Raw genomic sequence first — 22,456 nt, 5'->3', positions numbered from 1 at the left:
CCATGCCGATCAAGGCCATCCTCACTGATATTGAAGGCACCACCAGCGCCGTCAGCTTCGTTTTTGACGTGTTGTTTCCTTATGCGGCCAAGCACATGCCCGATTTTGTCCGCGCTCACGCTGAAGACCCTGAAGTGGCCATGCAATTAGGTGCAGTGCGATTGGACAGCGGCGAGCCCGAAGCGGACGTCGAGCGGGTCATCGAGATTCTCGCCCAATGGATTGCCGAGGACCGCAAGGCAACTCCGCTCAAGGCTTTGCAAGGCATGGTCTGGAAGCAAGGTTACGAAGCGGGCGAGTTGAAGGGCCATGTTTACCCGGATGCGGTAAAAGCCCTCAAGGATTGGCATGAGCAGGGGTATGAACTGTACGTGTATTCGTCCGGTTCGATCCAGGCGCAGAAATTGATATTCGGCTGCTCCGAAGCGGGCGATCTATCGCCTCTGTTCAACGGCTATTTCGATACCACGTCAGGCCCCAAGCGTGAGGCACAGTCCTATCGGCATATCACCGAAGCCATAGGCTGCCCAGCGGGTAAAATTCTGTTTCTTTCAGATATTGTCGAGGAGCTGGATGCGGCTCAAGAGGCTGGTTTGCAAACCTGTGGACTGGCTCGCGAAGGGGGGCAATTGCAAGGTCACAAGACCGTCAGCAGTTTTGCTGATATTGATGTGACCCACCTGTAACACTCGGCGCACCGCAACACAGCAAAAAGCCAGCGACTGCTGGCTTTTGTCTATGCGCGAATCTCGTTGCCATTACGCGGAATGGTACGTAGGCAAGGCGAATCGATGCTGGCTTTGCAGCATGGAAATGGTCGGCAGTTCGCTGGCGTTTCCTGCCAGGTCGCGGCGAATGGCACTAATCACCCAAGTCAATTGCTCAGCGGTGTGCAGTTGCGCATATGAAATAGAGCGCTGGGTCTGCTTGCCATCGCTGTCACACAGCGTAAGCAACACGCCACCATCCGGGCGAGGCTTGACGGTGACCTTGTGATTCGAGAACAGGGAAGTGAATTTTTCTTGGATCAGACTCATGTCTTCAGCTCCATTAGCGCGTGAAAGGCTTGTATGGAGTAAGAGTTGCAGGGACTGTGCCACTCGAATGATTAAATTAAATCGTTATAAATCAATAGGTTGATAAATAGCTGCGTTCACTCGCTCGTGCATTTTGCATGAGTGCTAAAAGTTCACCCTGCAATTTGCCCATTCGCCATTAATCATCGGGATAAATTTCTGCTGATGGGCACGCTTATTGATTGTCTCTATCAGAGTCGTACACACAAAAGGGGTGACAGGCAGGGGTTGGGTCAGGAAACTAGGCTCTTTTGTAGCGAACACGGAGCCTCATATGTCAGATAACAAGCCAGCAGATCAAAATCGGCAGATGACCCCAGAAGAAGCCGCCGAATTTGCCGAACAGGTGTTCAATAAAGCCCGTGAAGGTGATGCGGCCATGCTGGCAGCGTTGTTGAGCAAAGGCTTGCCACCTAATCTGCGCAACCACAAAGGCGATACGTTATTGATGCTGGCGAGCTATCACGGCCATGTAGAAGCCGTGAAAGTGTTGCTGGAGCATAAAGCCGACCCTGAAATTCGCAATGACAATGGCCAAAGCCCGATTCAGGGTGCTGCGTTCAAAGGCGATTTGGCGATGGTGCAGGCCTTGGTCGAGGGCGGCGCACAGGTCGAAGGTGCTTCATTTGACGGTCGCACGGCATTGATGATGGCGGCCATGTTCAACCGTACGGCAATCATTGATTTCCTGATCAGTAAGGGCGCCGACCCAAAAGCCAAAGACTCCAGTGGTACGACTGCGCTGGACGCGGCAAGGACCATGGGCGCTGTCGATACCACTGCTCAGTTGGAAAAACTGCTGGGCTGATGGCATGTCCTCGGGGGGCGCATTTGATATATCCTGCGCGCCCCCTTTTTTCCTGTAACAGGTCTGCCCATGAAAACTGCTCTCGTCGAACTTATCAGCAAAATCAGCTCTGGCTGTCTGAGCGACGACGACATCGCCAAAATCGCTGATGAAGCGGCTCAGGCCTACGCTGACCCTGCTGCATTTCTGACTGCCAATCCAGATATCAACTACGACGATACTTTCCCGATCTCACTGGGAGAGTGGGTGGTGATGGGTAGCCTGCCTGAAACTGTTTTGTTCCAGGCGGATACCTACATGGAGCTGTTTGAACAAATCGTGGCGTCGTTTGGCCCGGGTGTCGCATTCAATATCAAGCCTAAACAACTGGCCAAGACTGAAGCGCTGACAGCGCTGAACCGGATTCAGATCCAGATGGGCAGCATGTCGGCGGATAAGGGCGGTTACGTGCTGATGAATATGAGCCAGCCGCTGGATGACGAACTCCAGGTTGTGCTGGTCTACGGCGAAGACGTGCCGCGTGTGTTGCAACTGTGTGAGACGGTCGGCATCAGCGCCGCGCCTTCACTGGAAGCTCTGAAAATTGCGGTCCACGTTTAATCCAGTACAGGCCGTAATAAAAAACGGAACCCTGGCCACAGCTGACTATCCTAAGTAGACAAGTACTCACTCAGGAGCATCATCATGGGTTCTACGTTTAACGGTCTGATTGGTCTCATCATTTTGGCGCTGGATATTTGGGCCATTATCAATGTGATCAAAAGCGGTGCCGGAACGGGCGCGAAAATTCTCTGGATCTTGCTGATCATCCTGCTCCCTGTACTGGGTCTGATCATTTGGGCTATCGCCGGCCCAAGGGGCAATGTACGAATTTGAGCCTTTAACCAGCGATTTAAGCCACCTTCAAGGTGGCTATCCGCTGATTCAGTCAACGTCAAGGTTCGACCTGTCAGGTTCCTCGACGTAGAATGCGCGCCTTTCCTGAGCAGTTGTGTCGGTGTATTGCGAATGCGATCCACGGCTCGACTGCCGATCATGGGCGGGTGACCGTCCGTTGCCACCAGCATTCAAGGGACTACCCATGACTGAAACACCAAAAACCGACTATCTCGAAACCCTTTATGAAGGCTATGGCCAGCGTTTTCGCATGGACAAATTGCTGCATGAAGTGCGTACCGAGCACCAGCATCTGGTGATTTTCGAAAACCCGGTCATGGGCCGGGTCATGGCATTGGATGGTGTTATCCAGACCACCGAAGCCGATGAGTTTATTTACCACGAGATGCTCACTCATGTGCCGATCCTGGCCCACGGTGCAGTCAAGCGCGTGTTGATCATTGGCGGTGGCGACGGCGGCATGCTGCGTGAAGTGACCAAGCACCGCGGCATCGAACACATCACCATGGTCGAGATTGATGGCACCGTGGTGGATATGTGTAAAGAGTTTCTGCCTAACCACTCCAATGGTGCCTACGACGATCCGCGCCTCAATCTGGTGATTGATGACGGCATGCGTTTTGTCGCCACTACCGAAGAAAAATTCGACGTCATCATTTCGGACTCCACTGACCCGATCGGGCCCGGTGAAGTGCTTTTTTCCGAAAACTTTTACCAGGCTTGCCATCGTTGCCTGAATGATGGCGGCGTACTGGTCACGCAAAACGGCACCCCGTTCATGCAACTGAACGAAGTGAAGACCACAGCCGGGCGTATGCGCAGTCTCTTCGCGGACTGGCATTTCTATCAAGCGGCGGTGCCGACTTACATTGGTGGTGCAATGACCTTTGCTTGGGGGGCCACCAACACGTCCTACCGCAAATTGCCACTTGAGACCCTGCGTCAGCGTTACGCCGGCAGCGGCATCGTGACCCGTTACTACAACCCCGAGATCCATATCGGCGCGTTCGCCCTACCGCAATATGTGCTGCAGGCCATTAACAAGCCAAGTAACGATTAATAGACGGTTAGTCCTGACAAGCCTGCTCCCCAGAGGCCTGCACGATGCTTGGGGGGGGCGGCTATGTCTGTTGCGAGAGTCTTTCCCCGCGTTTTCTTATGTTTCAAGATGTGCTCTGTACGAAATTTTCACGGAAGGTCTAAGACAATTCCCGCGCAAAATTTCGGCTTTCGAGTGACTCTGCTTCCCTTAAACGGTGCGGGCAATGCCTCTTGTTTGAAAATTTTGCGTAATAAAGAGCCTATGCCTCAGTGGATTACCATTGACGCTCATGTAGCATTTGCCCAGTCCACGTGATCTATCGATTGCCTCCAATCGTAGAAAAATCACAAGGGCAGGGCACTGCACAATAAAAGCCACTTCAATCTGAACCAATGGGTCCTTAAACGACATGGCAATCCCGGACGCCCCAAAACAGCAGCATGCGACTACGCGTGTATTGCAACCGACCGTCAAATCGCATCTGGCGTTTACGCTGCTCTGTGCCTTGATCATGATGGTGATGTTCACCCTGCTTCGGGTGGCGTTGCTGGTTTATAACCGAGAAATGATCCTCGATACCCCGGCCTCTACTTTTCTGGAGGCGTTCGCAAACGGTTTGCGATTTGATTTGCGAATCGTGGTTTATCTCAGCATTCCGTGTGTACTGGCACTCCTTAGTGTCAAAGCCATGGCTTACCGAGGCGTGCTGCGCTTCTGGCTGACAGCCGCCTCCAGTCTGGCGTTGTTTTTGGGCCTGATGGAGATGGATTTCTATCGGGAGTTCCATCAGCGCCTTAACGGTCTGGTTTTCCAGTATGTGAAGGAAGACCCCAAAACCGTTATGAGCATGCTCTGGTACGGCTTCCCGGTGGTTCGCTATCTGTTGGCATGGGCGGTGGGTACGGTCATTTTGTACGCTGCATTTCGCAGTGCAGACCGCCTGACGCGTCCAAGCGCTGTATCGGGTGTATCGGGTGTATCGAGTGAAGCGCCGAGCGTAGCACCCTGGTATGGCCGTACTGCCGTGTTCGTTGTGCTCCTGTTGGTGTGCGTGGTAGCTGCCCGAGGCACGCTGCGCCAAGGTCCTCCACTGCGCTGGGGTGATGCCTACACAACAGACTCCAACTTCAACAATCAGTTGGGGCTCAATGGTTCTCTGTCATTGATTGCAGCGGCAAAGAGCCGTTTCTCGGATGACCGCACCAATGTCTGGAAGCCCACGCTGGAAGATTCGGTGGCGCAGCAGACCGTGCGCGATATGTTGCTGACCGAGAACGATAAGCTGGTTGACCCGGATACGGCACCCGTACGCCGCGATACCACTCCGCCTGCAGAAAAAACGTTGCCCATCAAAAACGTTGTCGTGATCCTGATGGAAAGCTTCGCCGGCCATTCAGTGGGCGCTTTAGGCCGTCCGGGTAACATCACGCCCTACTTTGATCAGTTAGCCAAAGAAGGTCTGCTGTTCGAACGCTTCTTCTCCAACGGTACGCACACCCATCAGGGCATGTTTGCGACCATGGCGTGCTTCCCGAACTTGCCGGGTTTTGAATACCTGATGCAAACCCCGGAAGGCAGCCACAAGCTGTCCGGTCTGCCGGAGTTGCTCAGTGCTCGTCAGTTTGATGACGTTTATGTCTACAACGGCGATTTTGCATGGGACAACCAGTCGGGCTTCTTTAGCAATCAGGGTATGACCACGTTTGTGGGTCGTAACGATTTTGTGGACCCTGTGTTCTCTGATCCCACGTGGGGTGTGTCCGATCAGGACATGTTCAACCGTGGCCTGGAAGAACTGAAAAAACGTGAAGGCAAGGGGCCTTTCTATGCCTTGTTGCAAACCTTGTCTAACCACACGCCGTATGCGTTGCCGACACCGCTGCCTGTTGAGCCCGTTACCGATCGAGGTTCGTTGAACGAGCATTTGACCGCAATGCGTTATTCCGATTGGGCCTTGGGTCAGTTCTTCGAAAAAGCGCGTAAAGAGCCCTACTTCAAGGAAACACTATTTGTAGTCGTCGGCGATCATGGTTTCGGTAACGAACAGCAGATTTCTGAAATGGATTTGGGCCGTTTTAACGTTCCCTTGTTGCTGATCGGGCCGGGAATTCAAGAGAAGTTTGGCGCGCGCAATGACACGGTAGGCACTCAGGTCGATATTGTGCCGACCATCATGGGGCGTCTGGGCGGTGAGTTCCGTCAGCAGTGCTGGGGTCGCGATTTGCTCACCTTGCCGGAAGGTGACAAAGGGCGAGGCATCATCAAGCCTTCGGGCAGTGATCAGACAGTGGCGATCATCAGTGACGACCACATCCTGGTTCAGCCAAAAGATATGCCCGGTAAAGTGTGGAAGTACACATTGGGGGCCAATCCTGAAGCTAAAGTAGTGGCTGATACGCCGGACGAGGCCGAGCTGAAGCAAAAGCTCGAATCTTTCCTGCAAACAGCGACTAAAAGCTTGCTGGATAACACGGCAGGTGTTGAGGATCCGAAGTAAGCAGTCAGGCGGTAAGCAATAAAAAAGAGGCCTTTTGGCCTCTTTTTTATTGCGCGGAGGTTTAAGCCGCCAGCGCTATATTTTGCCGAGTAACAGCAAGACCAGCAGTACAACCAATACAACACCGATAATGCCTGACGGCCCGTATCCCCAGCTTTTTGAGTGTGGGAACACAGGCAGGCCACCGATTAACAGTAGGATCAGGATGATGAGAAGGATTGTGGTCATGATTATTTCCTTGTTGATGTGTTCCGCCAAGGTCACGCGTTTAGAGCACCGCTTGAAGAACATGAGTTGAGCAGTGCTTATATAGTCCGACTGTTGTTGATGCTGGATAATTCAACTTTATTTAACGTCGCCCAAAAAGATTTCAGTATTGATCCGGGCGTGGGGCGCGAGTAGGGTTGCGCGCTGCACATTCGGAGATGCCGCACATGCTTAACTACATTTGGTTTTTTTTGGCGGCCGTATTTGAAATTGCCGGTTGTTACGGATTTTGGATGTGGCTGCGTCAGGGCAAGAGCGTCTGGTGGCTGGTACCGGCGATGTTCAGTCTGGCGATTTTTGCCGTGCTATTGACCAAGGTAGAAGCGGTTTATGCGGGGCGGGCCTATGCAGCCTATGGCGGGATTTACATTGTAACGTCCATCGCGTGGCTCGCCGTGGTTGAACGTATTCGACCATTAAGCTCTGACTGGATAGGGCTCGGCCTGTGTGTCGCAGGGGCAACGATTATTTTGTTGGGCCCGCGATTTACCTCTTCCTAGAGTTGTTTTTAGCTGTCGATGAGATGTTTTCTGAGTTTAAAGCAGGGCTATTCCTTAATTCTTGTAGGAAAAATTTCACATTGGTGTAGGTGTTGGATGAATTGCCCTGTAGGGATTGAAGCACTGTTTTGCCGCGTGCAGTCTTGATGGCCTGTCACCTCTTGAGATGAAGGCCATGCGGATACTGACTAGCACCATCGGCGGAATGATTTCACTGGGGCAAGGCATGACCGTGCGTATTATTTCTACTAACGGTAAGCAGGTCAGGCTGGCAATCGAGGTGCCAAAGCATATCGGTGTGCACCGATCGGAAATTTACGATCGAATAAAAGCCGAGCTGGCGGCCAAACAGTTGAGCAAACCTTCGAGCGAGCCCTAATCAAAGAACTCTTTGGGCACAGTGTGTTTGGGCACCAGTTGGCACTGCTGGCTTTCAAGGTCAAAGAAAATCACTGCCTGACCTTTGCTGAGCGCGTGGCGCACGCGTAGCACGCGGGTTTCATGGGGCGTGTCATCGCCATTATCAGTCCCGTCTCGACTCACGAAGTCTTCAATCAGACGAGTGAGTGTGTCAGGTTCAAGTTGGTCGTAAGGAATAAGCATGGACGGGACTCTCGTAATCAGTGCATCCGATGCTACTGGCCGCAGGCGTGTGCGGCCAGTCTTAATACTCTGCATGCCCCGATTTGTAGGGCGTGCGGTGCTATCTGAGATAAATAGCTTGACCGGGCAGTCGGTTACGATTGTGCGGTGCTGTAAAGTTTTGAGCCGGGCCTTTTGGAATGATGCCCGTAGGATTGATCATGCGGTGGCTGGCGTAGTAATGACCTTTGATGTGGCCCAAATCTACTGTCGCGGCGACACCAGGCCATTGGTAAAGCTCGCGTAGCCAGTTGGATAGATTCGGGTAATCGGCTATTCGTCGTTCATTGCATTTGAAGTGGCTGTAGTACACCGCATCGAAACGAATCAGTGTCGTGAACAGTCGTACATCAGCCTCAGTAAAATGTTGGCCAGCCAGGTAACGATTGTCTTGAAGGTGTGTTTCCACATGATCCAATTCGCGAAACACATCGTCGAAAGCCAGTTCGTAAGCCGATTGTGATGTAGCAAATCCAGCGCGATAAACGCCGTTGTTCAGTGTCGGGTAAATAAGCTCATTCCAGTAGTCAATTTCAGTCCTCAACGATGACGGATACAGGTCCAGTGTGTTGCCAGTCAACTCGTCAAATGCATTGTTGAACATGCGAATGATGTCGGCCGACTCGTTGCTGACAATGCACTGTTGCTGAGTATCCCAAAGCACGGGTACGGTCACACGCCCTGTATAATCAGGCGTATCACGGGTGTAGCGCTGGTGCAGGAAACTGAAGTCGTCCAGTGGGTCTGCGGTCGAGCCAAAGGTTTTGTCGAACGTCCAGCCGTTTTCCAGCATCAACCAGCTAACCACCGAGACGTCTATCAACGACTCAAGCCCTTTGAGTTGGCGGATAATCAGTGTGCGATGAGCCCAAGGACAGGCAAGTGAGACATACAGATGGTAACGGCCACCTTGGGCCGCGAAGCCGCCAGCTCCGGTTGGGCCTGGCGAGCCATCAGGCGTTACCCAGTTGCGGCGTTGCGCCTGCTCTCGCTGGAAGGCACCGTCTTTGCTGCTTTCGTACCACTGATCGTGCCAGCGCCCATCGATTAACAAACCCATAAGGTACTCCGTAGCATTTTTCGTTGGAACTCAGTTTAGTGGGCTGAGTTCGAACAAAAAGCGCAAAACATGGGCGCTAGTTATCAGTTAAATCGATTTATCGCGGTTGTCCCAGTAGCTTTTGGCTAATACGAAAGCCTGTTCACGGGGCGTTCCCAGCCCGCGCAAGGCAAGCGCCATGGTTGAAAGCAAGGCCAGTTGAGGGTAGCTGTCTTCAACATCGCCTCGCCATACAGCCTTGAGATGTGCGGGATCCAGCGAGGCGGGTTTTACATGGCGCTGTGCGGACAGTGCAGGCCATTCTTCGTCCCAGCTAACACCTGCCGTGGTGCCGTACAGATGGCTGTTGGTATCGGGGTTTATTTCAATTTCGCCGCCGTCGCCCTTGACCACGATGCTGGTATCGCCCAGCAAGCCGCTGGCTTCACGGTGCACGCTTTGATAGCCCGGATGGAAAATGCTTTGCAGGCCACAGCGAGCCTTTAAAGGATTGAGGATGCGAGCCAATGAGTGAATCGGGGAGCGAAGGCCCAGGGTATTGCGCAGATCAATCATGCGTTGCAACTGCGGTGCCCAGTCCTGTAACGGGATAAACGCCAAATGGTCTTTGCTGAGTGTTTCTTGCACGCTTTGCCAGTTACGGCACAGCGGAATAGCCAGATCATTGAGTAGTTGCTCGCTGTACAGCCTACCTGCGGTATGAGCGCCACCCCCATGCATCACAATACGCACGCCATTTTGGGCCAAACATTTAGCCGCTAACAAATACCAAGGTAAATGACGTTTTTTACCGGCATAGGTGGGCCAATCAATGTCGACTTGGATGGAGGGTGCAGTTAGACGCTCGCGAACGGCTTCGGTAAAGCCGGCCAATTCCTCCGGGCTTTCTTCTTTATGCCGCAATAGCATCAGAAACGCACCCAGCTGTGTGTCTTCAGCTTTTTCATCCAGCAGCATGCCCATCGCCTGACGAGCTTCTTCTCGGGTCAAATTGCGGGCGCCGCGTTTGCCTTTGCCCAAAATGCGTACAAATTGCGCGAAAGGGTGTTCGGGTGGCGTTTCAAGCGTCATAGCAGTGGGGGGATTCATAAGCAATTGGTCGGCTTCGGCAGGCCCGCCAGCTTGGCGGCGAGTTTGGCGGGAGTGCCGTTAAACAGGCGATTGAGGTGCAAGCTGTTGCCTTTTTCAGCGCCCAGTTTGAGAGCGGTGTATTTGATCAGCGGGCGTGTGGCCGGAGACAGCTCAAATTGCTGATAGAACTCACGTAATAGCTCAAGAATTTCCCAGTGCTCGCGGCTCAAATCAATACCTGCCTGCTCGGCCAGCGCTTGGGCAACCTCGGTAGACCAGTCGTTGAGATCAACCAGATAGCCGTCTTTATCCAGCTCAATGGTTTTGTCGTTGACGTTGAGTACATTCATAGCCATGTGTTGACCTTGTCGTACTGAATTGACAGCTGGACGAAGCCGGAATAATCGACAGCGGTTGCCCACTGAGGGCACTCCAGATGGCGCGCTAGAAGGTCTTCTTCAAGGATAAAAAGCCTCTGCGAAGCAACATTTTCTTGAAGCAGTTTGCACACGGCGGTGTTTGGCTGCAGGCCATAGGCCGCATCACCACACAGTAACAGCGCGTCGCGAGTGCCCAGAATGCGTAAGCAGCTAGCCAGACGCGTATCAGAAAAGGGGGAGTGGCTCAGAACGTGTAGGGTCGACATTAGAGGGTGATCACTTGGTCGTAGCGGTCAATAAGCGTGCGTGTTTCTTCTGGCGAAAGTAGCTGAGCATCGTCGACTACAAACGAAGTGGCTGAGAGACCGCGCTCAGTCAGGCTGTGGCTGCACACAAAAAGATCATCGACGCCAAACATCGACAAGGCCTGCAGATTAGCCGTTATATTTTTTTGCTGAAGGGCGGCGGCATTTTGCTCAGCAAGCAGCTGAAACACGCCGTCATCCATAAACATCAGGCCAATGGGCAAATCAAACGCGCCGCCTGCCAGCACAATGTCCAAAGCCTCTTTAGCGCCAGGGCCAGACCAGGGTGCCTGACGACTGATTACCAGTAGTGATTTAGACACCTCAAGGCCCTCCAAAACAGATCAGTCGATCAGCCGTCTGAATAGCATCGTGCAACTGGCCGAGCCCGGACAGCTCCCAGGGTGCATGCAAATTAATAGCTCGGCGTTGGTAGCGTGCTGCTTCTTCTTCATTCAGCACTCCGCGGCGCAAAGCGGCCGCAATACACACCACGCCGTCCAGCTGGTTGCTGCTGACGAACGCAGCCCATTGGTGTGCGAGGTCGAGTTCATCCTGCGGCGTCACACTATTGTTAGAAGCGCTGTGAACGCCGTCTTGATAAAAAAATAACCGAACAATCTCGTGCCCACCCGCCAACGCTGCCTCTGCAAAGCGCAGGGCTCGGCGAGAAGAGGGCGCATGGGCTGCCGAATAAAGGGCAATGGCAAGTTTCATGGAAGGCTCTGTCAGCAAATCTTTGGCAATGATAAAGCCACAAGTCCAAAGATGCTTGCAACAGACAACAAAAAGCCCGCCGAAGCGGGCTTTCATCTAGCGGGTTACTCAGTCATCGCGGCTCATGATGCCAAAAATTTGCAGCAGGCTGATGAACAGGTTGTAGATGGACACGTACAGGCTAATCGTTGCCATGATGTAGTTGCGCTCGCCGCCATGGATGATGGCGCTGGTCTGGAACAGGATGCAGACCGAAGAAAACAGAACGAAACCGGCGCTGATAGCCAGTTGCAGGCCGCTGATCTGGAAGAAGAAACTTGCCAGCGTGGCGCCCAGAAGCACAAAGAAGCCCGCAGTGATAAAACCACCCAGGAAGCCCATGTCTTTGCGAGTGATCAGCACATAGGCAGACAAACCGCCAAAGACCAGCGCGGTCATGGCGAAAGCGGAGCTGACGACTTCAGCGCCACCCTGCATGCCCAGATAGCGGTTGAGAATCGGGCCTAGCAGAAAGCCCATGAAGCCGGTCAAGGCAAAGGCAGAAACAAGACCCCAAGCCGAATTGCGCAGCTTGTTGGTCAAAAAGAACAGCCCGTAAAAGCCAATGAGAACGACGAAAATATTGGGATAGCCGACCCTCATCTGTTGAGAGACATAAGCCATCACACCACTGAAAGCGAGGGTCAGAGCCAGTAAACCATAAGTGTTGCGCAGGACACGGCTAACCTCTAGCTGCTCGGCCTGCACGCTGTTATTAACCGCGTAATCCTGTTCGCGCATAGCGAAACTCCTGTGTTTGGAAATGTTAAGTAGCAAAGATCATAGCAGAGGCTCTGAAACAAGGGATCAAGAGAGTTTGACAACGTGTTTCATTCAGGTATTATGGCGCCCGCAACAACAGCAGCATCCGGGAAATTGGCAGAGTGGTTGAATGCACCGGTCTTGAAAACCGGCGTACGTTAATAGCGTACCCAGGGTTCGAATCCCTGGTTTCCCGCCATATTACATCGACAGAGCCCGCCTTTTGGCGGGCTTTGTTGTTTCTGGGGTTTAAGAAAAACCTCTGCGCAGAGACAATCGTTTCCGCATCTTTTGGGATCGTTTCCGCAACCGCAGATGTCGACTAAATGATTTTTTCTAGTTCGAAAGACGCCAATTAGCGGGTCGGCTCCACAATCTCCCTAACCCGCCTATAAACAGACTGTGTAAATCTGCTTGTCCGTATGCTCCAGCAACCGGCTGGCGTCTCCCAGATCGTCAATCTCGCTCGCCGCCTTTGGCCTGATATCCCGGAACTGGAACTGGCGCACGCTTTCGGCCAGTGTCGTGTCCTGACACTCAAGCGTCTCTTTAACGGCTTGACGTCGCGCGTCATCAAAGCGCAGTCGCAACATGGCTGCCGTTACCTTCATCCCTCGCTCAGTGATGATCAGATACGGGTTGCGCACACTCCAGCGTCGACGCTGCTCCAGCAAGTGCTCGATCAGAACGCCTAACTGATTCAGGTTTTCGCCATGGCTCAGCCTGATGCGCAGCTTCTTGGCTGTTTTGCCCTGGTCGACTTGCAGGAAACCATCAACCACATCGACAGCACGCATAAAAAGCAGGTCTGCTGGACGTTGGCCTGTCAGGTAGGCCAAGTCCATAGCGTCACGAAATTCGGGCAAGGCCAGTTTGTACACGGCGCTCCAGATTTCAACGCTTGCATAGAAAGCACGCAGGTTTTCCTTATTTTTGCGCACGCCCGCAGCCGGGTTTTCTTTGTCGGTCAGCCCTCATTCGCGGGCAAAGTTATAGATGTGAGACAGGGCCAATGCCAACGCCACACTCATCCTGGCGGAGCAGGGCAAGCGCCGCGCACTGGAACAATGGCTGGCCGCCAGCGACCAAGCCCACTACCGAGCCCTGAGCGATGAAAAACCCATCAAACCCGCCTGCGGCAAAGTCTCAGAACAGACCTTTGGCACCGCAACAACAGCCCCGGCAATCAACCTGCTGCGCATCGAAGAAAACTTCTCTGTGGCATGGCAGCGGTTGTCTGGCACCTACATCGAGAATCTGCCGTGGCTTGACTGCGCAGAGCGATATGACCGGCCGCATACTTTTCACTACATGGACCCGCTTTGCTGGCAGACGGCCGGGTATGGCGTGGAGTTTTCGTTTGAGAATTATGAGCGCATGGCTGACTTTATGCGGCGCTGTAAGGGGAGGGTGATGGTCAGTATCAATGACCACCCGGATATTCGGCGGGTGTTTGAAGGGTTTTATTTTGAAACGACGGAGATTTGGTATACGACCACGAATCAGGAGCCGGCGAAGGCTGAGGTGACGGGGGAGTTGATTGTTATGAATTGGATGCCTAGTGATCTGGGGGGGCTTTTTAGCTAGGATTTTTTTTCAAAGTACAGCCGTTATGATTTTGTCAGAGCCCCCCTTATTTCCTTACTTGGCCGATTGTAGTCCCTAGCGACTGGCTGCTATCGGCCAATAGCGGTCACCTTACGTCACGAAACCCGAGGCGATTCACTCCTCCTGTGGGAGCTGGCTTGCCAGCGATGATTTGAGCGCGGTTTAACAGTAAAGCCGCGTCGCCTGCGTTGCTGGCAAGTCAGGCTCCTACACATCTGCTGTGCTCCCTGTGGGAGTTGGCCAGTCTCAGAGCTTCAATGCATTGGTCAGGTCGCCCATGGGCGTTTGTCCGCGGTTTTTCGTCGCATCGTCATGCGCCTTGAAGCCATCAAGCACTTCCAACTGATGCATCCGGGTGATCATGCGCAGGATCGAGGCAGTGTCATACACCGTGTGGCCTCCATTTGCGAGCGAAAGGGGAGACCATCAGCGCCGGGATTCGTGTACCCGGACCCCAGCGGTCGCCTTTGGGCGGCGTCACGTGCTCCCACCAGCCCCCCAGGCCGTCGTCACGCAGGCGCTTGCTGCGCTCGAGCGGGTTTTGCGGACCTTGCTGGACGAAGTAGTTGAACGGCTGGTGGTGGTACTGGAAGTTTGGAATCTTCGAAAGGGTGCCCGAGTCTTTGAACTGGTCCAAGGTGGCTTGCCAGGCACCGGTGTACCAGGCCCAGTCGATGTTCTTTTTGCTCAGTTTGTCGCCAATGTGCTCGTGGGTCTGGGGCACCAGCACGCTGGGCAAATCAAGTTTTAATTGTTCGGATGTTCGGGATCGCGGATCCAGGTAGGCCAGTAGAGCGAGGCATGGTGTTCACGGCAAAACAGTCCGGGGTGAGGGCGCTGGGGCCGAACTGCGGGGCGGCGGTCATGGCGCTGGCCGGGGATTTGTCTAACGGTTTGACGCGCGTGCCGGTGGGGTCGTCGCCTTGTAGCGAGGCGATTTGGGACTCAAGGAAATGACGGCGGCTGGTCTGGCGAGCAGTCGGGTGTCCTGGTCTTTCTGGTCGCTCATACGGGCACCTGATCGGATATAACAAAATATTATTGAGCCGGAAGCTAACAGGGGATTGTGACCGCGCTGTGGCAGCAAGTAGAACTGGAAGAAGACCTCATCCCATATATAGGGTTGCAAAGCCATATATTGAACTGTTGTCGAGACTGGTTTATGGTCTCGACAAAGCCAAAGGATCTGGCGGCAGTCGGGTTCCGAAAATAAATACAACAAGAGGTTTTCCCTATGACAAGTCCATCGCTGGACAGTTGTCTGCATGCCAGCACCATGAAGACGCTCAATCTGAAGCTGATTCCTTTCCTGATGCTGTTGTACATGGTGGCTTACATTGATAAGTCGAACATTTCGGTGGCGGCGCTAACCATGAACGCCGACCTCGGGCTGAGCGTGCGGATGTATGGCATCGGCGTGGGTCTGTTTTTCCTCACCTACATTCTGTTCGAAGTGCCCAGCAGTATCATCCTCACCCGGGTCGGTGCACGGCGCTGGATTGCCCGAATCATGATCACCTGGGGCATCATTGCTGCTGGCATGAGCCTGATCCAGAGCGCTAACCAGCTCTACGTCATGCGCCTGTTGTTGGGCGCGGCCGAAGCCGGTTTCACCCCCGGCATCATCTACTACCTGTCGCAGTGGTACCCGCGCAGTGACCGGGCCAAGGCCATGTCATGGTTCTACATCGGCGCGGCTCTGGCGTCGGTGATCGGGTTGCCGATGTCGGGTGCCTTTCTGCATCTGGACGGTTTGCTGGGCATCAACGGCTGGCGCTGGTTGTTCTTTCTCCAGGGCATTCCTGCAGTGGCGCTGGGTATTGTGGTCTTGCGCTACATGCCTGACTCCCCGGCGTCTACAAACTGGCTTGACAGCGCGCAAAAAGCCTGGCTCAGCCGCACCATCGAGGCCGAACAGGCGAGCACCGTCATCTCGCACAAGGATGCCTGGCATGTGGCGTTTCGCAGTCGCCAGGTGTGGCTGCTGAGTCTGTTCTGGTTGCTCCAGGCTTTCGGCACCATCGGGGTCACCCTGTTTTTGCCGCTGATCGTGCAGTCGGTATCCAGTCAGGGTTCGTTTGTGGTCAGCCTGCTGTCGGCAATGCCGTTTTTCCTGGCCTGCGTATTTATGTACGCCAATGGCCGTCATTCCGACCGCACCGGTGAGCGCGGTTGGCACCTGGGGGGGCCGCTGTTGCTGGCCGGGGGCATTCTGGGCCTTGCGGTGTTTACCGGCAATCAGTGGCTGGCCTACGTGATGCTGGTGGTGGCTGTTGGCCTGAACTGGGCGGCGACTCCGGTATTCTGGGCCACCACCACCGAATACCTGTCCGGGCCTGCAGCTGCTGTTTCAATTGCCTTGATCAACTCCATCGCCAATATCACAGGGCTTGCGTTGCCCCCGGTCATGGGCTGGATAAAGGACACCACTCAAAGCTATGACTACGCCTTGTTGATGGTTGCCGTCGCCTTACTTGTCGGTGGCATGCTGGGCCTGTATCTGGGCGGTCAACGCAAGCGCCAAATCATGCGTGACGCCATCCTGGAGGGCCACGAAAATGTTCACAGTGCTTAAAGTTGCGCGTTTGCCGGACATGCTCAGCGAGGGTTTGCATGCCCGATATGAAGTATTGGAATGCAGTGAGAGCGGCAGCGAACTGGATGCGTCAAAGGCCCGGGGGATCCGCGCTCTGGTTGCCAATGGCGAGTCGCGGGTGCGGGCCGACTTGATCGGGCGGCTGCCCGACCTGCAAGTGATCGTGGTGTTCGGCGTCGGCTACGACGGTATCGATGTGGCGGCTGCCAGGGCCCGGGGCATTGTGGTGACGCACACGCCGGACGTGCTCACCGATGATGTGGCCGATTTCGCCATTACCTTGATGCTCGGCACTGCCCGGCGCATTGCCAAAGCCGATCAGTTCGTGCGTAGCGGGCAGTGGCAGCAAGGTCCGTTCGGCTTTACCCGCAAGGTCAGCGGGGCGCGGCTGGGCATCGTTGGCCTGGGGCGGATCGGCATGGCGATTGCCCGGCGCGCGGCGGCGTTCGACATGCGCATCAGCTACCACGGGCGTCGTCCGCTGGCTGTTGATTACCCGTACTACGCCTCGTTGACCGAACTGGCCGCCGCGGTGGATTTTCTGCTGATTGCCGTGGGCGGTGGAGAGTCGACCCGGCACCTGGTTGATGCCAAGGTGCTCGCCGCACTGGGCAGTGAAGGCATCCTGATCAATGTGGGGCGCGGTAGCGTGGTTGACGAGGCCGCGCTTGCCAGTGCATTGGTCCAGGGGCGCCTTTTGGGGGCCGGGCTGGATGTATTCGAGGATGAACCGCGGCCCCATCCCGGCTTGCTGGAGCTGGATAATGTGTTGTTGGCGCCGCATATGGCCAGTGCCACCTGGGATACGCGTCGAGCGATGTCCGACCTGACCCTGGCCAATCTGGCCGCGCATTTTAGCGATGCTGCCTACCCAACACCGATCCCGGCTTGAACTGCTATTTTATGGCGCGAGCCCTTGCGCCCATTCTGGCAGCCCGGTTTTGATCAAGTCAGCCTGGAGTTTGATGGCAGGTGACTGCAGCTCGGCGCTTGCATGCAGTACATAACCCATGGTCGGCATTGGCGGTAAACCGTCAATGACCCTGAGATTGCCCGGCAGTCCGATACGGGTACGCAGGGTTATCCCAAGCCCGCCAGCGACAGCTGTCCAGAGGCCACCAACGCTGGGGCTGGTCAGGGCAATTCACCACGGGATATTGGCTGTATCCAACGCCCGGGTGCAGCACTGCGCAATAGGCAGGGGGGCGTCCCTGAGTTGTAGGGCCGGCCCGTCCCGCGGCCCGATCCAGTGCATCTGCGCTAGGCCCAGGCACTTGGCATACTCTAGGCCCTTTTTTTTGCCCAGCATTAAGCAAGCTTATTGCGTCGGCAGCGCTCCGAGCAGTAGCGCACATCATCCCAGCAACGTGCCCACTTCTTCCTCCAAGTGAACGGAAGGCCGCAGGTCATGCAAGTTTTGACCGGGAGTTCACTCTTTTTCAAAATGACTCACCGTGATCCAATTTTGCGAGCAACTGTTGTCCTCGTTGCCAAAGCGCCTGCTGCTTTGATTCAGGCATCCGGTCGAGGTTTTTGTACAGCATGCCCATACGGTGATTGCTGCGCAGGCGGTCGCTGTGACGCATCAGGAAGTGCCAATAAAGAGCATTGAAAGGGCAGGCGTCATCTGTGGTGCTTTCGCTCACTTTGTAGGCGCACCCTCGACAATAGTCGGACATGCGCTTGATGTACTGGCCGCTCGCGCAGTAAGGCTTAGACCCCATATAGCCACCGTCTGCATGCATGACCATACCAAGCGTGTTGGGCAACTCCACCCAGTCGAACGCGTCCATGTAGATTGCCAGGTACCACTCACATAGTTGACTCGGCGCGATACCCGCGAGCAAAGCAAAATTGCCGGTAACCATTAGCCGTTGGATGTGATGAGCGTAGGCATGCTGAAGGCTTTGGTTGATGGCTTGGCGCATGCAGTTCATCTTCGTTTGGCCTGTCCAATAGAATTCTGGAAGCGACCTCGTGTTGCTGAACTCATTTCCGTCGGCATATTCAGGCATCTTCAGCCAGTAGACGCCTCGGACGTATTCCCGCCATCCGATCAGTTGACGGATGAAGCCTTCGGCAGCGTTCAGTGCAACGCTGCCAGACCAGTAGGCTGACTCCACATCGCTGCAAAGCTGACGAAGATCCAATAGGCCAATATTGAGCGCGGCGCTGATTCTTGCATGAAACAGAAAAGGCTCTTCGCTGGCCATAGCGTCTTGGTAGTCACCGAACGCCGCAAGGCCCCAGTCGAGGAAGTAGTCCCACAGGGCTTTGGCGTCGGCGTGGGTCACCGGGTAGTCGAATGTGTCAAGAGCCCCATAGTGGCGGGTGAAATGCTTTGCAACCAAGGCAAGAACATCCTGGGTTATCGCGTCTGGCGTAAATCGGGCGGGTGCTGGGGGCTTGAGGTTCTTGGGCAGGGCTTTGCGATTTTCCGCATCAAAGTTCCAAGCGCCGCCTACGGGGCTGCCGTCACCATTAAGTAGTAATGTGCTCTTGCGACGCATCTCACGGTAAAAGAACTCCATGCGCAGTTGCTTCTTGCCTTTCGCCCAGCTGGAGAACTCTGTGCGTGTGCAGAGAAAACGACTATCACAATGCCACTGGATTTCTAAACCACAATCCTTGAGTGACTGCTCAAGGCGCCAGTCTCCGCACTCCGTGATGTGTATTTCATCTGGTTGCATGACTGCCTGCCAGCGTCGTAACTCGCTCGGCAACGATCCCGTATTTTCTGGATCATCGAGCGTCACGTACTGCACCTGAACTCCACGCTGTCGTAGAGCCTCTGCGAAATGGCGCATTGCGCTAAAAATCAGAGTGATCTTTTGCGGATGGTGAGGGACATGGCTGGCTTCCTCCATCACCTCGGCCAAGAGCACCGTATCGCTTTTAGTGTCCAGCCCCTGCAATGAGGCGAGGTTGAAAGATAGCTGGTCACCCAGAACGGGGAGTAGCCGGCGAGTTATCTTCATCAACAGAGTCCAGTGATTTTGAAACGAGCAATAAACTTATACAGCTAAGATTTATTGTATAGGAAATTGTTATCCAGCTTCATGGGTAATCCCCAAACCCTTGGACTGCTCGCTCTCCCAGTCCAGATCAGCCGAATCACACGCACCGACGGTTCATTTCGCAAATCGCTTTGCCGCGACCACGCATAAAATCACGCCTCCCGTCACGCTGAACATGCCCATGCTGACGGTTTCGTGCAGCAGGATCGCCGCCAATGCCAGCCCGAAGAAGGGTTGCAACAGTTGGAGTTGGCCGACTGCGGCGATGCCTCCTTGGGCCAGTCCCCGATACCAAAAGATAAATCCGATAAACATGCTGAAAAATGACACATACCCAAGACCAAGCCATGCGGGTGTGCCAATCGAGGCGAAGGAGGAGGGCGCTAAAACCCAGGTCAGCGGTGCCATCACGGGCAGCGACAACACCAATGCCCAAGAGATGACTTGCCAGCCGCCTAAGACTCTCGCCAGTTTTGCCCCTTCGGCATACCCCAGACCACAGACAATGACTGCCAGCAGCATCAGAATGTCGCCTTTTGGGGACGCTGTTAGCCCCTGAGTCAGGGCAAACGCCACCACTAAAGTGCAACCCAGCACCGAGAAGAGCCAGAATGCCGGTTGCGGGTGTTCACCACCGCGCAGTACACCAAATACCGCAGTGGCCAGTGGCAGCATGCCGAGGAAGACAATCGAATGTGCGGATGTAACATGCTGCAACGCCAGCGCAGTGAGTAATGGAAAACCCACTACAACGCCCATGGCCACTATCAGTAACGGATAAAGCTGACTGCGTTCAGGGCGTTTGCTTTTCAGCAAAACCAACAAGCAGAGCGCCAAGGTGCCTGCGATGGTTGCCCGAGCCACGGTCAGGAAAACGGGATCGAGTTCCAGTACAGCAACCCGTGTGGCGGGCAACGATCCGCTAAAAATTACGACGCCAATAAAACCGTTGAACCATCCGCTCAGATTTTTTGAAGGGGCTCGGTTTAGCTGTTCACAGGTACGTTGCATCGAGTCTCACACCCAAGGCCATTTGCAAGATTGCATGCAGCGCATCCTAGGGTGGATCATTGATGACAATCAAAAAATTGTCATGGATACAGTCACAATGCCGCGTTCCCGTTATAAATCGCTGGTTGATACTTTTGCCGAGCAAATCCGTACCGGGCGCTTGCCCCCTGGCACGCGCTTACCCACCCATCGGCAGTTGGCAGCCTCGCAGGGTTTGGCGCTGGTGACAGCCAGTCGCGTCTATGCCGAACTCGAAGCCATGGGGCTGGTTAGTGGTGAGGCCGGTCGGGGTACGTTCGTCAGGGAGACCTCATTGCCCCCCGGTCACGGCATTGATCAACCCGCAGTGACGGCTGGCATGCATGACCTCAATTACAACTACCCCTCAGTGCCTGGTCAGGCAGAGCTGCTGCGCACTGCATTGCGCCAGCTCGCATTATCGGGGGATCTTGAGTCGCTATTGCGCTATCAACCTCATGGCGGACGTCTACACGAGCGCGCGTCAGTCGCACGCCATTTGGAATCACGCGGCTTGCATGTGCCAGCTGAGCAAGTATTGATCGTCAATGGCGCACAACATGGTTTGACCGTAGCGCTCATGACCCTGCTCAATCCCGGCGATGTGATTGCGGTTGATGCGTTGACTTATCCGGGTTTCAAGGCGTTGGCGCTTGCGCTGCATCTGGAGGTGCTGGCAGTACCTGTCCTTAATGACGGGCCTGATCTCGACGCGCTCGAAAAGCTTTGCCGAAGCCGCTCAGTTCGCGCGATTTATTGCATGCCTACGCTGCACAATCCGTTGGGGTGGGTAATGAGCCTTGAACAGCGACAGCGCATGGTCACCCTTGCACGCACTTACGATTTGCAGATCATTGAAGATGCGGCCTACGCCTTTCTTGTCGAGAACCCACCTCCACCGTTGGCTGATCTGGCTCCAGAAAGGACGCTGTATGTGTCAGGCCTTTCCAAAAGTGTTGCCGCTGGCTTGCGCATTGGGTTTGTTGCAGCACCGGCTTCCATGATTGCTGCGTTGGAGCGAATGATTCGGGTCACGGCCTGGAATACTCCGGGGGTGATGACCGCTATTGCCGCTGGCTGGCTGGACGATGGCACTGTCCGCCAACTGGAGCGACAGAAGCGTCAGGATGCTCAGGCCAGGCAAATCATTGCGGGTGAAGTTTTGGCAGGGCTGCCCATTGTACGCCACCCGTTTTCTTACTTTGTCTGGTTACCTTTGTCGGAGGATGCCCGAGCCGATCAGGTCGTCTCTGCTTTGATGCGCGAGCACGTATCCGTTTCGACCGCGCAGCCGTTCACAACCTCCGCCCAAGTGCCACATGCCATACGACTGGCCTTGGGTTCTGTGGACATGGGGACGTTGCGAATGGCTTTGGCGAAGGTCCGGTGGGTGGTCGAGGCTTATTCATAGGGCTATGAGCACCTGGCTCAAATCCCCGACCGAGTCATCGGTCTGATCATTCGGCTGCCCAGGTTCAACGCCTCAGTCACCAACTCCCGCAACTCGGCCTCATTCTCGCTGTTGCTGCAGTGCGACAGTTTTTCGCCAATGGTCTGGGCTGTGTCTGTGCCTTCGGGGAAGGCTCGCAGTATCAGCAGCCCGGGATTGGTCAACACTACCTCGAAAAACGAAACCCCTGACATTCCGTCGAAATGGATATAGCCCACGTCAGCCAGCCATTTCAAAGTGCCCATAAAGAGATCTTCTTCTTTTTCAACAGTTGCCCGGTTGCCAGCCCCCGCGCCTTTGTAGTCGATAAAGTTTTCTGCCGTCAGGGTGATCGGCAGTGGAAAGTTACGGTACAGATTGCCCAAAATTAACCCGGTATAGCAGTCAAACAGTTCGATATTGTTGGACGGCACGACGTTGAGCGAGTGGACGTTCTTCTCTTTGAGGTGATTCGTTAAACCTTTGAACATAGGAACCTCTGTCAGTTAAATCCAATAGCTGTGACGGAATAATCATTCCTATCGGTATAGCACAGCCTGTTTAGGTGCTCTGACAGAGAGGCTGGGAAGCGGATGTTTTCGCTACTTTCCGGGCCTAGGTTGTTACTGAATGATGCGGCACGTATGAGGTTTGTCCATAAAGATCACATCCTTGCTGGATATTTGAAACCAGAGTGCTATTACTGATGGGCGC

The 22,456-nt window shown here is 54.6% G+C and carries 26 protein-coding genes, 1 tRNA gene and 3 pseudogenes; 13 read left to right on the top strand and 17 right to left on the bottom strand.

From position 1 onward, the window contains the following. The first annotated feature begins 2 nt into the window (after positions 1–2). On the top strand, positions 3–686 hold the full coding sequence (gene mtnC / locus GHN86_RS04995; protein WP_153379287.1) for an acireductone synthase: 684 nt from the start codon (positions 3–5) through the stop codon (positions 684–686). 72 nt (positions 687–758) lie between these two features. On the opposite strand, the gene GHN86_RS04990 is transcribed toward mtnC, so the two are convergent. Next, entirely contained in the window at positions 759–1,037 is a 279-nt protein-coding gene (locus tag GHN86_RS04990; protein ID WP_153379285.1) for a DUF3509 domain-containing protein, read from the bottom strand. Positions 1,038–1,350: 313 nt separating this feature from the next. On the opposite strand from GHN86_RS04990, the gene GHN86_RS04985 reads away from it, so the two are divergent. The 5 genes from GHN86_RS04985 (at position 1,351) to GHN86_RS04965 (ending at position 6,320) form a co-directional block, all read left to right on the top strand. Next, complete coding sequence (locus GHN86_RS04985) at positions 1,351–1,884, top strand: ankyrin repeat domain-containing protein (protein WP_153379283.1); 534 nt, start codon at positions 1,351–1,353, stop codon at positions 1,882–1,884. A gap of 69 nt (positions 1,885–1,953) precedes the next feature. Then, positions 1,954–2,484, top strand: coding sequence for a hypothetical protein (locus GHN86_RS04980; RefSeq protein ID WP_153379281.1), 531 nt, complete (start codon positions 1,954–1,956; stop codon positions 2,482–2,484). An 84-nt stretch (positions 2,485–2,568) separates the two neighbouring features. Then, positions 2,569–2,760, top strand: a complete 192-nt coding sequence (locus tag GHN86_RS04975; RefSeq protein WP_122782940.1) for a PLDc N-terminal domain-containing protein — start codon at positions 2,569–2,571, stop codon at positions 2,758–2,760. Positions 2,761–2,965: 205 nt separating this feature from the next. Further along, positions 2,966–3,841 carry a polyamine aminopropyltransferase gene (speE, locus tag GHN86_RS04970; protein WP_153379279.1) on the top strand — a complete coding sequence of 292 codons (876 nt, stop codon included), beginning with the start codon at positions 2,966–2,968 and terminating at the stop codon, positions 3,839–3,841. 391 nt (positions 3,842–4,232) lie between these two features. Further along, positions 4,233–6,320, top strand: a complete 2,088-nt coding sequence (locus GHN86_RS04965) for an LTA synthase family protein (protein ID WP_153386181.1) — start codon at positions 4,233–4,235, stop codon at positions 6,318–6,320. 75 nt (positions 6,321–6,395) lie between these two features. On the opposite strand, the gene GHN86_RS04960 is transcribed toward GHN86_RS04965, so the two are convergent. Continuing rightward, a complete protein-coding gene (locus GHN86_RS04960; protein ID WP_314481981.1) occupies positions 6,396–6,554 on the bottom strand; it encodes a DUF3309 family protein in 159 nt (52 codons plus the stop codon). Between the two features lie 200 nt (positions 6,555–6,754). Here GHN86_RS04960 and GHN86_RS04955 point away from each other — a divergent pair, with 200 nt between their 5' ends. Both GHN86_RS04955 and GHN86_RS04950 read left to right on the top strand, forming a co-directional pair. Beyond that, the gene (locus tag GHN86_RS04955; RefSeq protein WP_153379273.1) at positions 6,755–7,087 is read left to right on the top strand and encodes a YnfA family protein; all 333 of its coding nucleotides are present in this window, start codon (positions 6,755–6,757) and stop codon (positions 7,085–7,087) included. 175 nt (positions 7,088–7,262) lie between these two features. Continuing rightward, entirely contained in the window at positions 7,263–7,466 is a 204-nt protein-coding gene (locus tag GHN86_RS04950) for a carbon storage regulator (protein ID WP_153379271.1), read from the top strand. On the opposite strand, the gene GHN86_RS04945 is transcribed toward GHN86_RS04950, so the two are convergent. The 8 genes from GHN86_RS04945 to GHN86_RS04910 form a co-directional block, all read right to left on the bottom strand. Continuing rightward, positions 7,463–7,690 (bottom strand): YheU family protein, encoded by a 228-nt coding sequence (locus GHN86_RS04945; protein WP_153379269.1) that lies wholly within the window; start codon positions 7,688–7,690, stop codon positions 7,463–7,465. The genes GHN86_RS04950 and GHN86_RS04945 overlap by 4 nt on opposite strands. A gap of 100 nt (positions 7,691–7,790) precedes the next feature. Then, the gene (locus tag GHN86_RS04940; protein ID WP_153379267.1) at positions 7,791–8,789 is read right to left on the bottom strand and encodes a glutathione S-transferase family protein; all 999 of its coding nucleotides are present in this window, start codon (positions 8,787–8,789) and stop codon (positions 7,791–7,793) included. A gap of 87 nt (positions 8,790–8,876) precedes the next feature. Continuing rightward, positions 8,877–9,878, bottom strand: coding sequence for a glycosyl transferase family protein (locus GHN86_RS04935; protein WP_153379265.1), 1,002 nt, complete (start codon positions 9,876–9,878; stop codon positions 8,877–8,879). Further along, positions 9,875–10,210, bottom strand: a complete 336-nt coding sequence (locus GHN86_RS04930; protein ID WP_153379363.1) for a TusE/DsrC/DsvC family sulfur relay protein — start codon at positions 10,208–10,210, stop codon at positions 9,875–9,877. Before GHN86_RS04930 ends, GHN86_RS04935 begins: the two co-directional genes overlap by 4 nt. Then, entirely contained in the window at positions 10,207–10,506 is a 300-nt protein-coding gene (tusB, locus tag GHN86_RS04925) for a sulfurtransferase complex subunit TusB (RefSeq protein WP_153379263.1), read from the bottom strand. The genes GHN86_RS04930 and tusB overlap by 4 nt, the downstream gene beginning before the upstream one ends. Beyond that, a complete protein-coding gene (gene tusC / locus GHN86_RS04920) occupies positions 10,506–10,868 on the bottom strand; it encodes a sulfurtransferase complex subunit TusC (protein ID WP_323369351.1) in 363 nt (120 codons plus the stop codon). Before tusC ends, tusB begins: the two co-directional genes overlap by 1 nt. A 1-nt stretch (position 10,869) precedes the next feature. After that, positions 10,870–11,262: a sulfurtransferase complex subunit TusD gene (tusD, locus tag GHN86_RS04915; RefSeq protein ID WP_153379362.1), complete on the bottom strand. Its 393-nt coding sequence runs from the start codon at positions 11,260–11,262 to the stop codon at positions 10,870–10,872. 108 nt (positions 11,263–11,370) lie between these two features. Further along, positions 11,371–12,042, bottom strand: a complete 672-nt coding sequence (locus GHN86_RS04910) for a Bax inhibitor-1/YccA family protein (protein WP_153379259.1) — start codon at positions 12,040–12,042, stop codon at positions 11,371–11,373. 129 nt (positions 12,043–12,171) lie between these two features. On the opposite strand from GHN86_RS04910, the gene GHN86_RS04905 reads away from it, so the two are divergent. Continuing rightward, a tRNA-Ser gene (locus tag GHN86_RS04905) sits at positions 12,172–12,262 on the top strand. A gap of 190 nt (positions 12,263–12,452) precedes the next feature. Here the strand turns inward: GHN86_RS04905 and GHN86_RS04900 are convergent. Continuing rightward, positions 12,453–13,004 (bottom strand): tyrosine-type recombinase/integrase, encoded by a 552-nt coding sequence (locus tag GHN86_RS04900; protein WP_397462863.1) that lies wholly within the window; start codon positions 13,002–13,004, stop codon positions 12,453–12,455. Positions 13,005–13,200: 196 nt separating this feature from the next. Between GHN86_RS04900 and GHN86_RS04895 the strand changes: the two are divergent. Continuing rightward, a pseudogene (locus GHN86_RS04895) lies at positions 13,201–13,650 on the top strand (DNA adenine methylase); the annotation flags it as partial. A 267-nt stretch (positions 13,651–13,917) separates the two neighbouring features. Here the strand turns inward: GHN86_RS04895 and GHN86_RS04890 are convergent. Further along, a pseudogene (locus GHN86_RS04890) lies at positions 13,918–14,663 on the bottom strand (alkaline phosphatase family protein); the annotation flags it as partial. Between the two features lie 242 nt (positions 14,664–14,905). Here GHN86_RS04890 and GHN86_RS04885 point away from each other — a divergent pair. Continuing rightward, a complete protein-coding gene (locus GHN86_RS04885) occupies positions 14,906–16,246 on the top strand; it encodes an MFS transporter (RefSeq protein WP_153380862.1) in 1,341 nt (446 codons plus the stop codon). Then, entirely contained in the window at positions 16,230–17,159 is a 930-nt protein-coding gene (locus GHN86_RS04880) for a 2-hydroxyacid dehydrogenase (protein ID WP_153380864.1), read from the top strand. Before GHN86_RS04885 ends, GHN86_RS04880 begins: the two co-directional genes overlap by 17 nt. A gap of 9 nt (positions 17,160–17,168) precedes the next feature. Here the strand turns inward: GHN86_RS04880 and GHN86_RS23605 are convergent. From GHN86_RS23605 to GHN86_RS04865, 4 genes and pseudogenes are all read right to left on the bottom strand, one after another. Further along, positions 17,169–17,549: pseudogene (locus GHN86_RS23605) on the bottom strand (LysR family transcriptional regulator); the annotation flags it as partial. Positions 17,550–17,575: 26 nt separating this feature from the next. Continuing rightward, entirely contained in the window at positions 17,576–17,710 is a 135-nt protein-coding gene (locus GHN86_RS04875) for a DUF2256 domain-containing protein (protein WP_153380866.1), read from the bottom strand. Continuing rightward, positions 17,707–19,245 (bottom strand): cryptochrome/photolyase family protein, encoded by a 1,539-nt coding sequence (locus GHN86_RS04870; protein ID WP_153380868.1) that lies wholly within the window; start codon positions 19,243–19,245, stop codon positions 17,707–17,709. Before GHN86_RS04870 ends, GHN86_RS04875 begins: the two co-directional genes overlap by 4 nt. Positions 19,246–19,398: 153 nt before the next feature. Then, positions 19,399–20,295 (bottom strand): DMT family transporter, encoded by an 897-nt coding sequence (locus GHN86_RS04865; protein WP_153380870.1) that lies wholly within the window; start codon positions 20,293–20,295, stop codon positions 19,399–19,401. Positions 20,296–20,392: 97 nt separating this feature from the next. On the opposite strand from GHN86_RS04865, the gene GHN86_RS04860 reads away from it, so the two are divergent. Next, the gene (locus GHN86_RS04860) at positions 20,393–21,724 is read left to right on the top strand and encodes a PLP-dependent aminotransferase family protein (protein WP_153380872.1); all 1,332 of its coding nucleotides are present in this window, start codon (positions 20,393–20,395) and stop codon (positions 21,722–21,724) included. 17 nt (positions 21,725–21,741) lie between these two features. On the opposite strand, the gene GHN86_RS04855 is transcribed toward GHN86_RS04860, so the two are convergent. Next, positions 21,742–22,233: a hypothetical protein gene (locus GHN86_RS04855; protein ID WP_153380874.1), complete on the bottom strand. Its 492-nt coding sequence runs from the start codon at positions 22,231–22,233 to the stop codon at positions 21,742–21,744. Positions 22,234–22,456: the final 223 nt, after the last annotated feature.

This window comes from Pseudomonas helleri (assembly GCF_009600315.1).
GTDB classification, from domain to species: Bacteria; Pseudomonadota; Gammaproteobacteria; order Pseudomonadales; family Pseudomonadaceae; genus Aquipseudomonas; species Aquipseudomonas helleri_A.
Note: the sequence above shows the minus strand (reverse complement) of the source record. Positions and strands in the feature narration are given on the sequence as shown.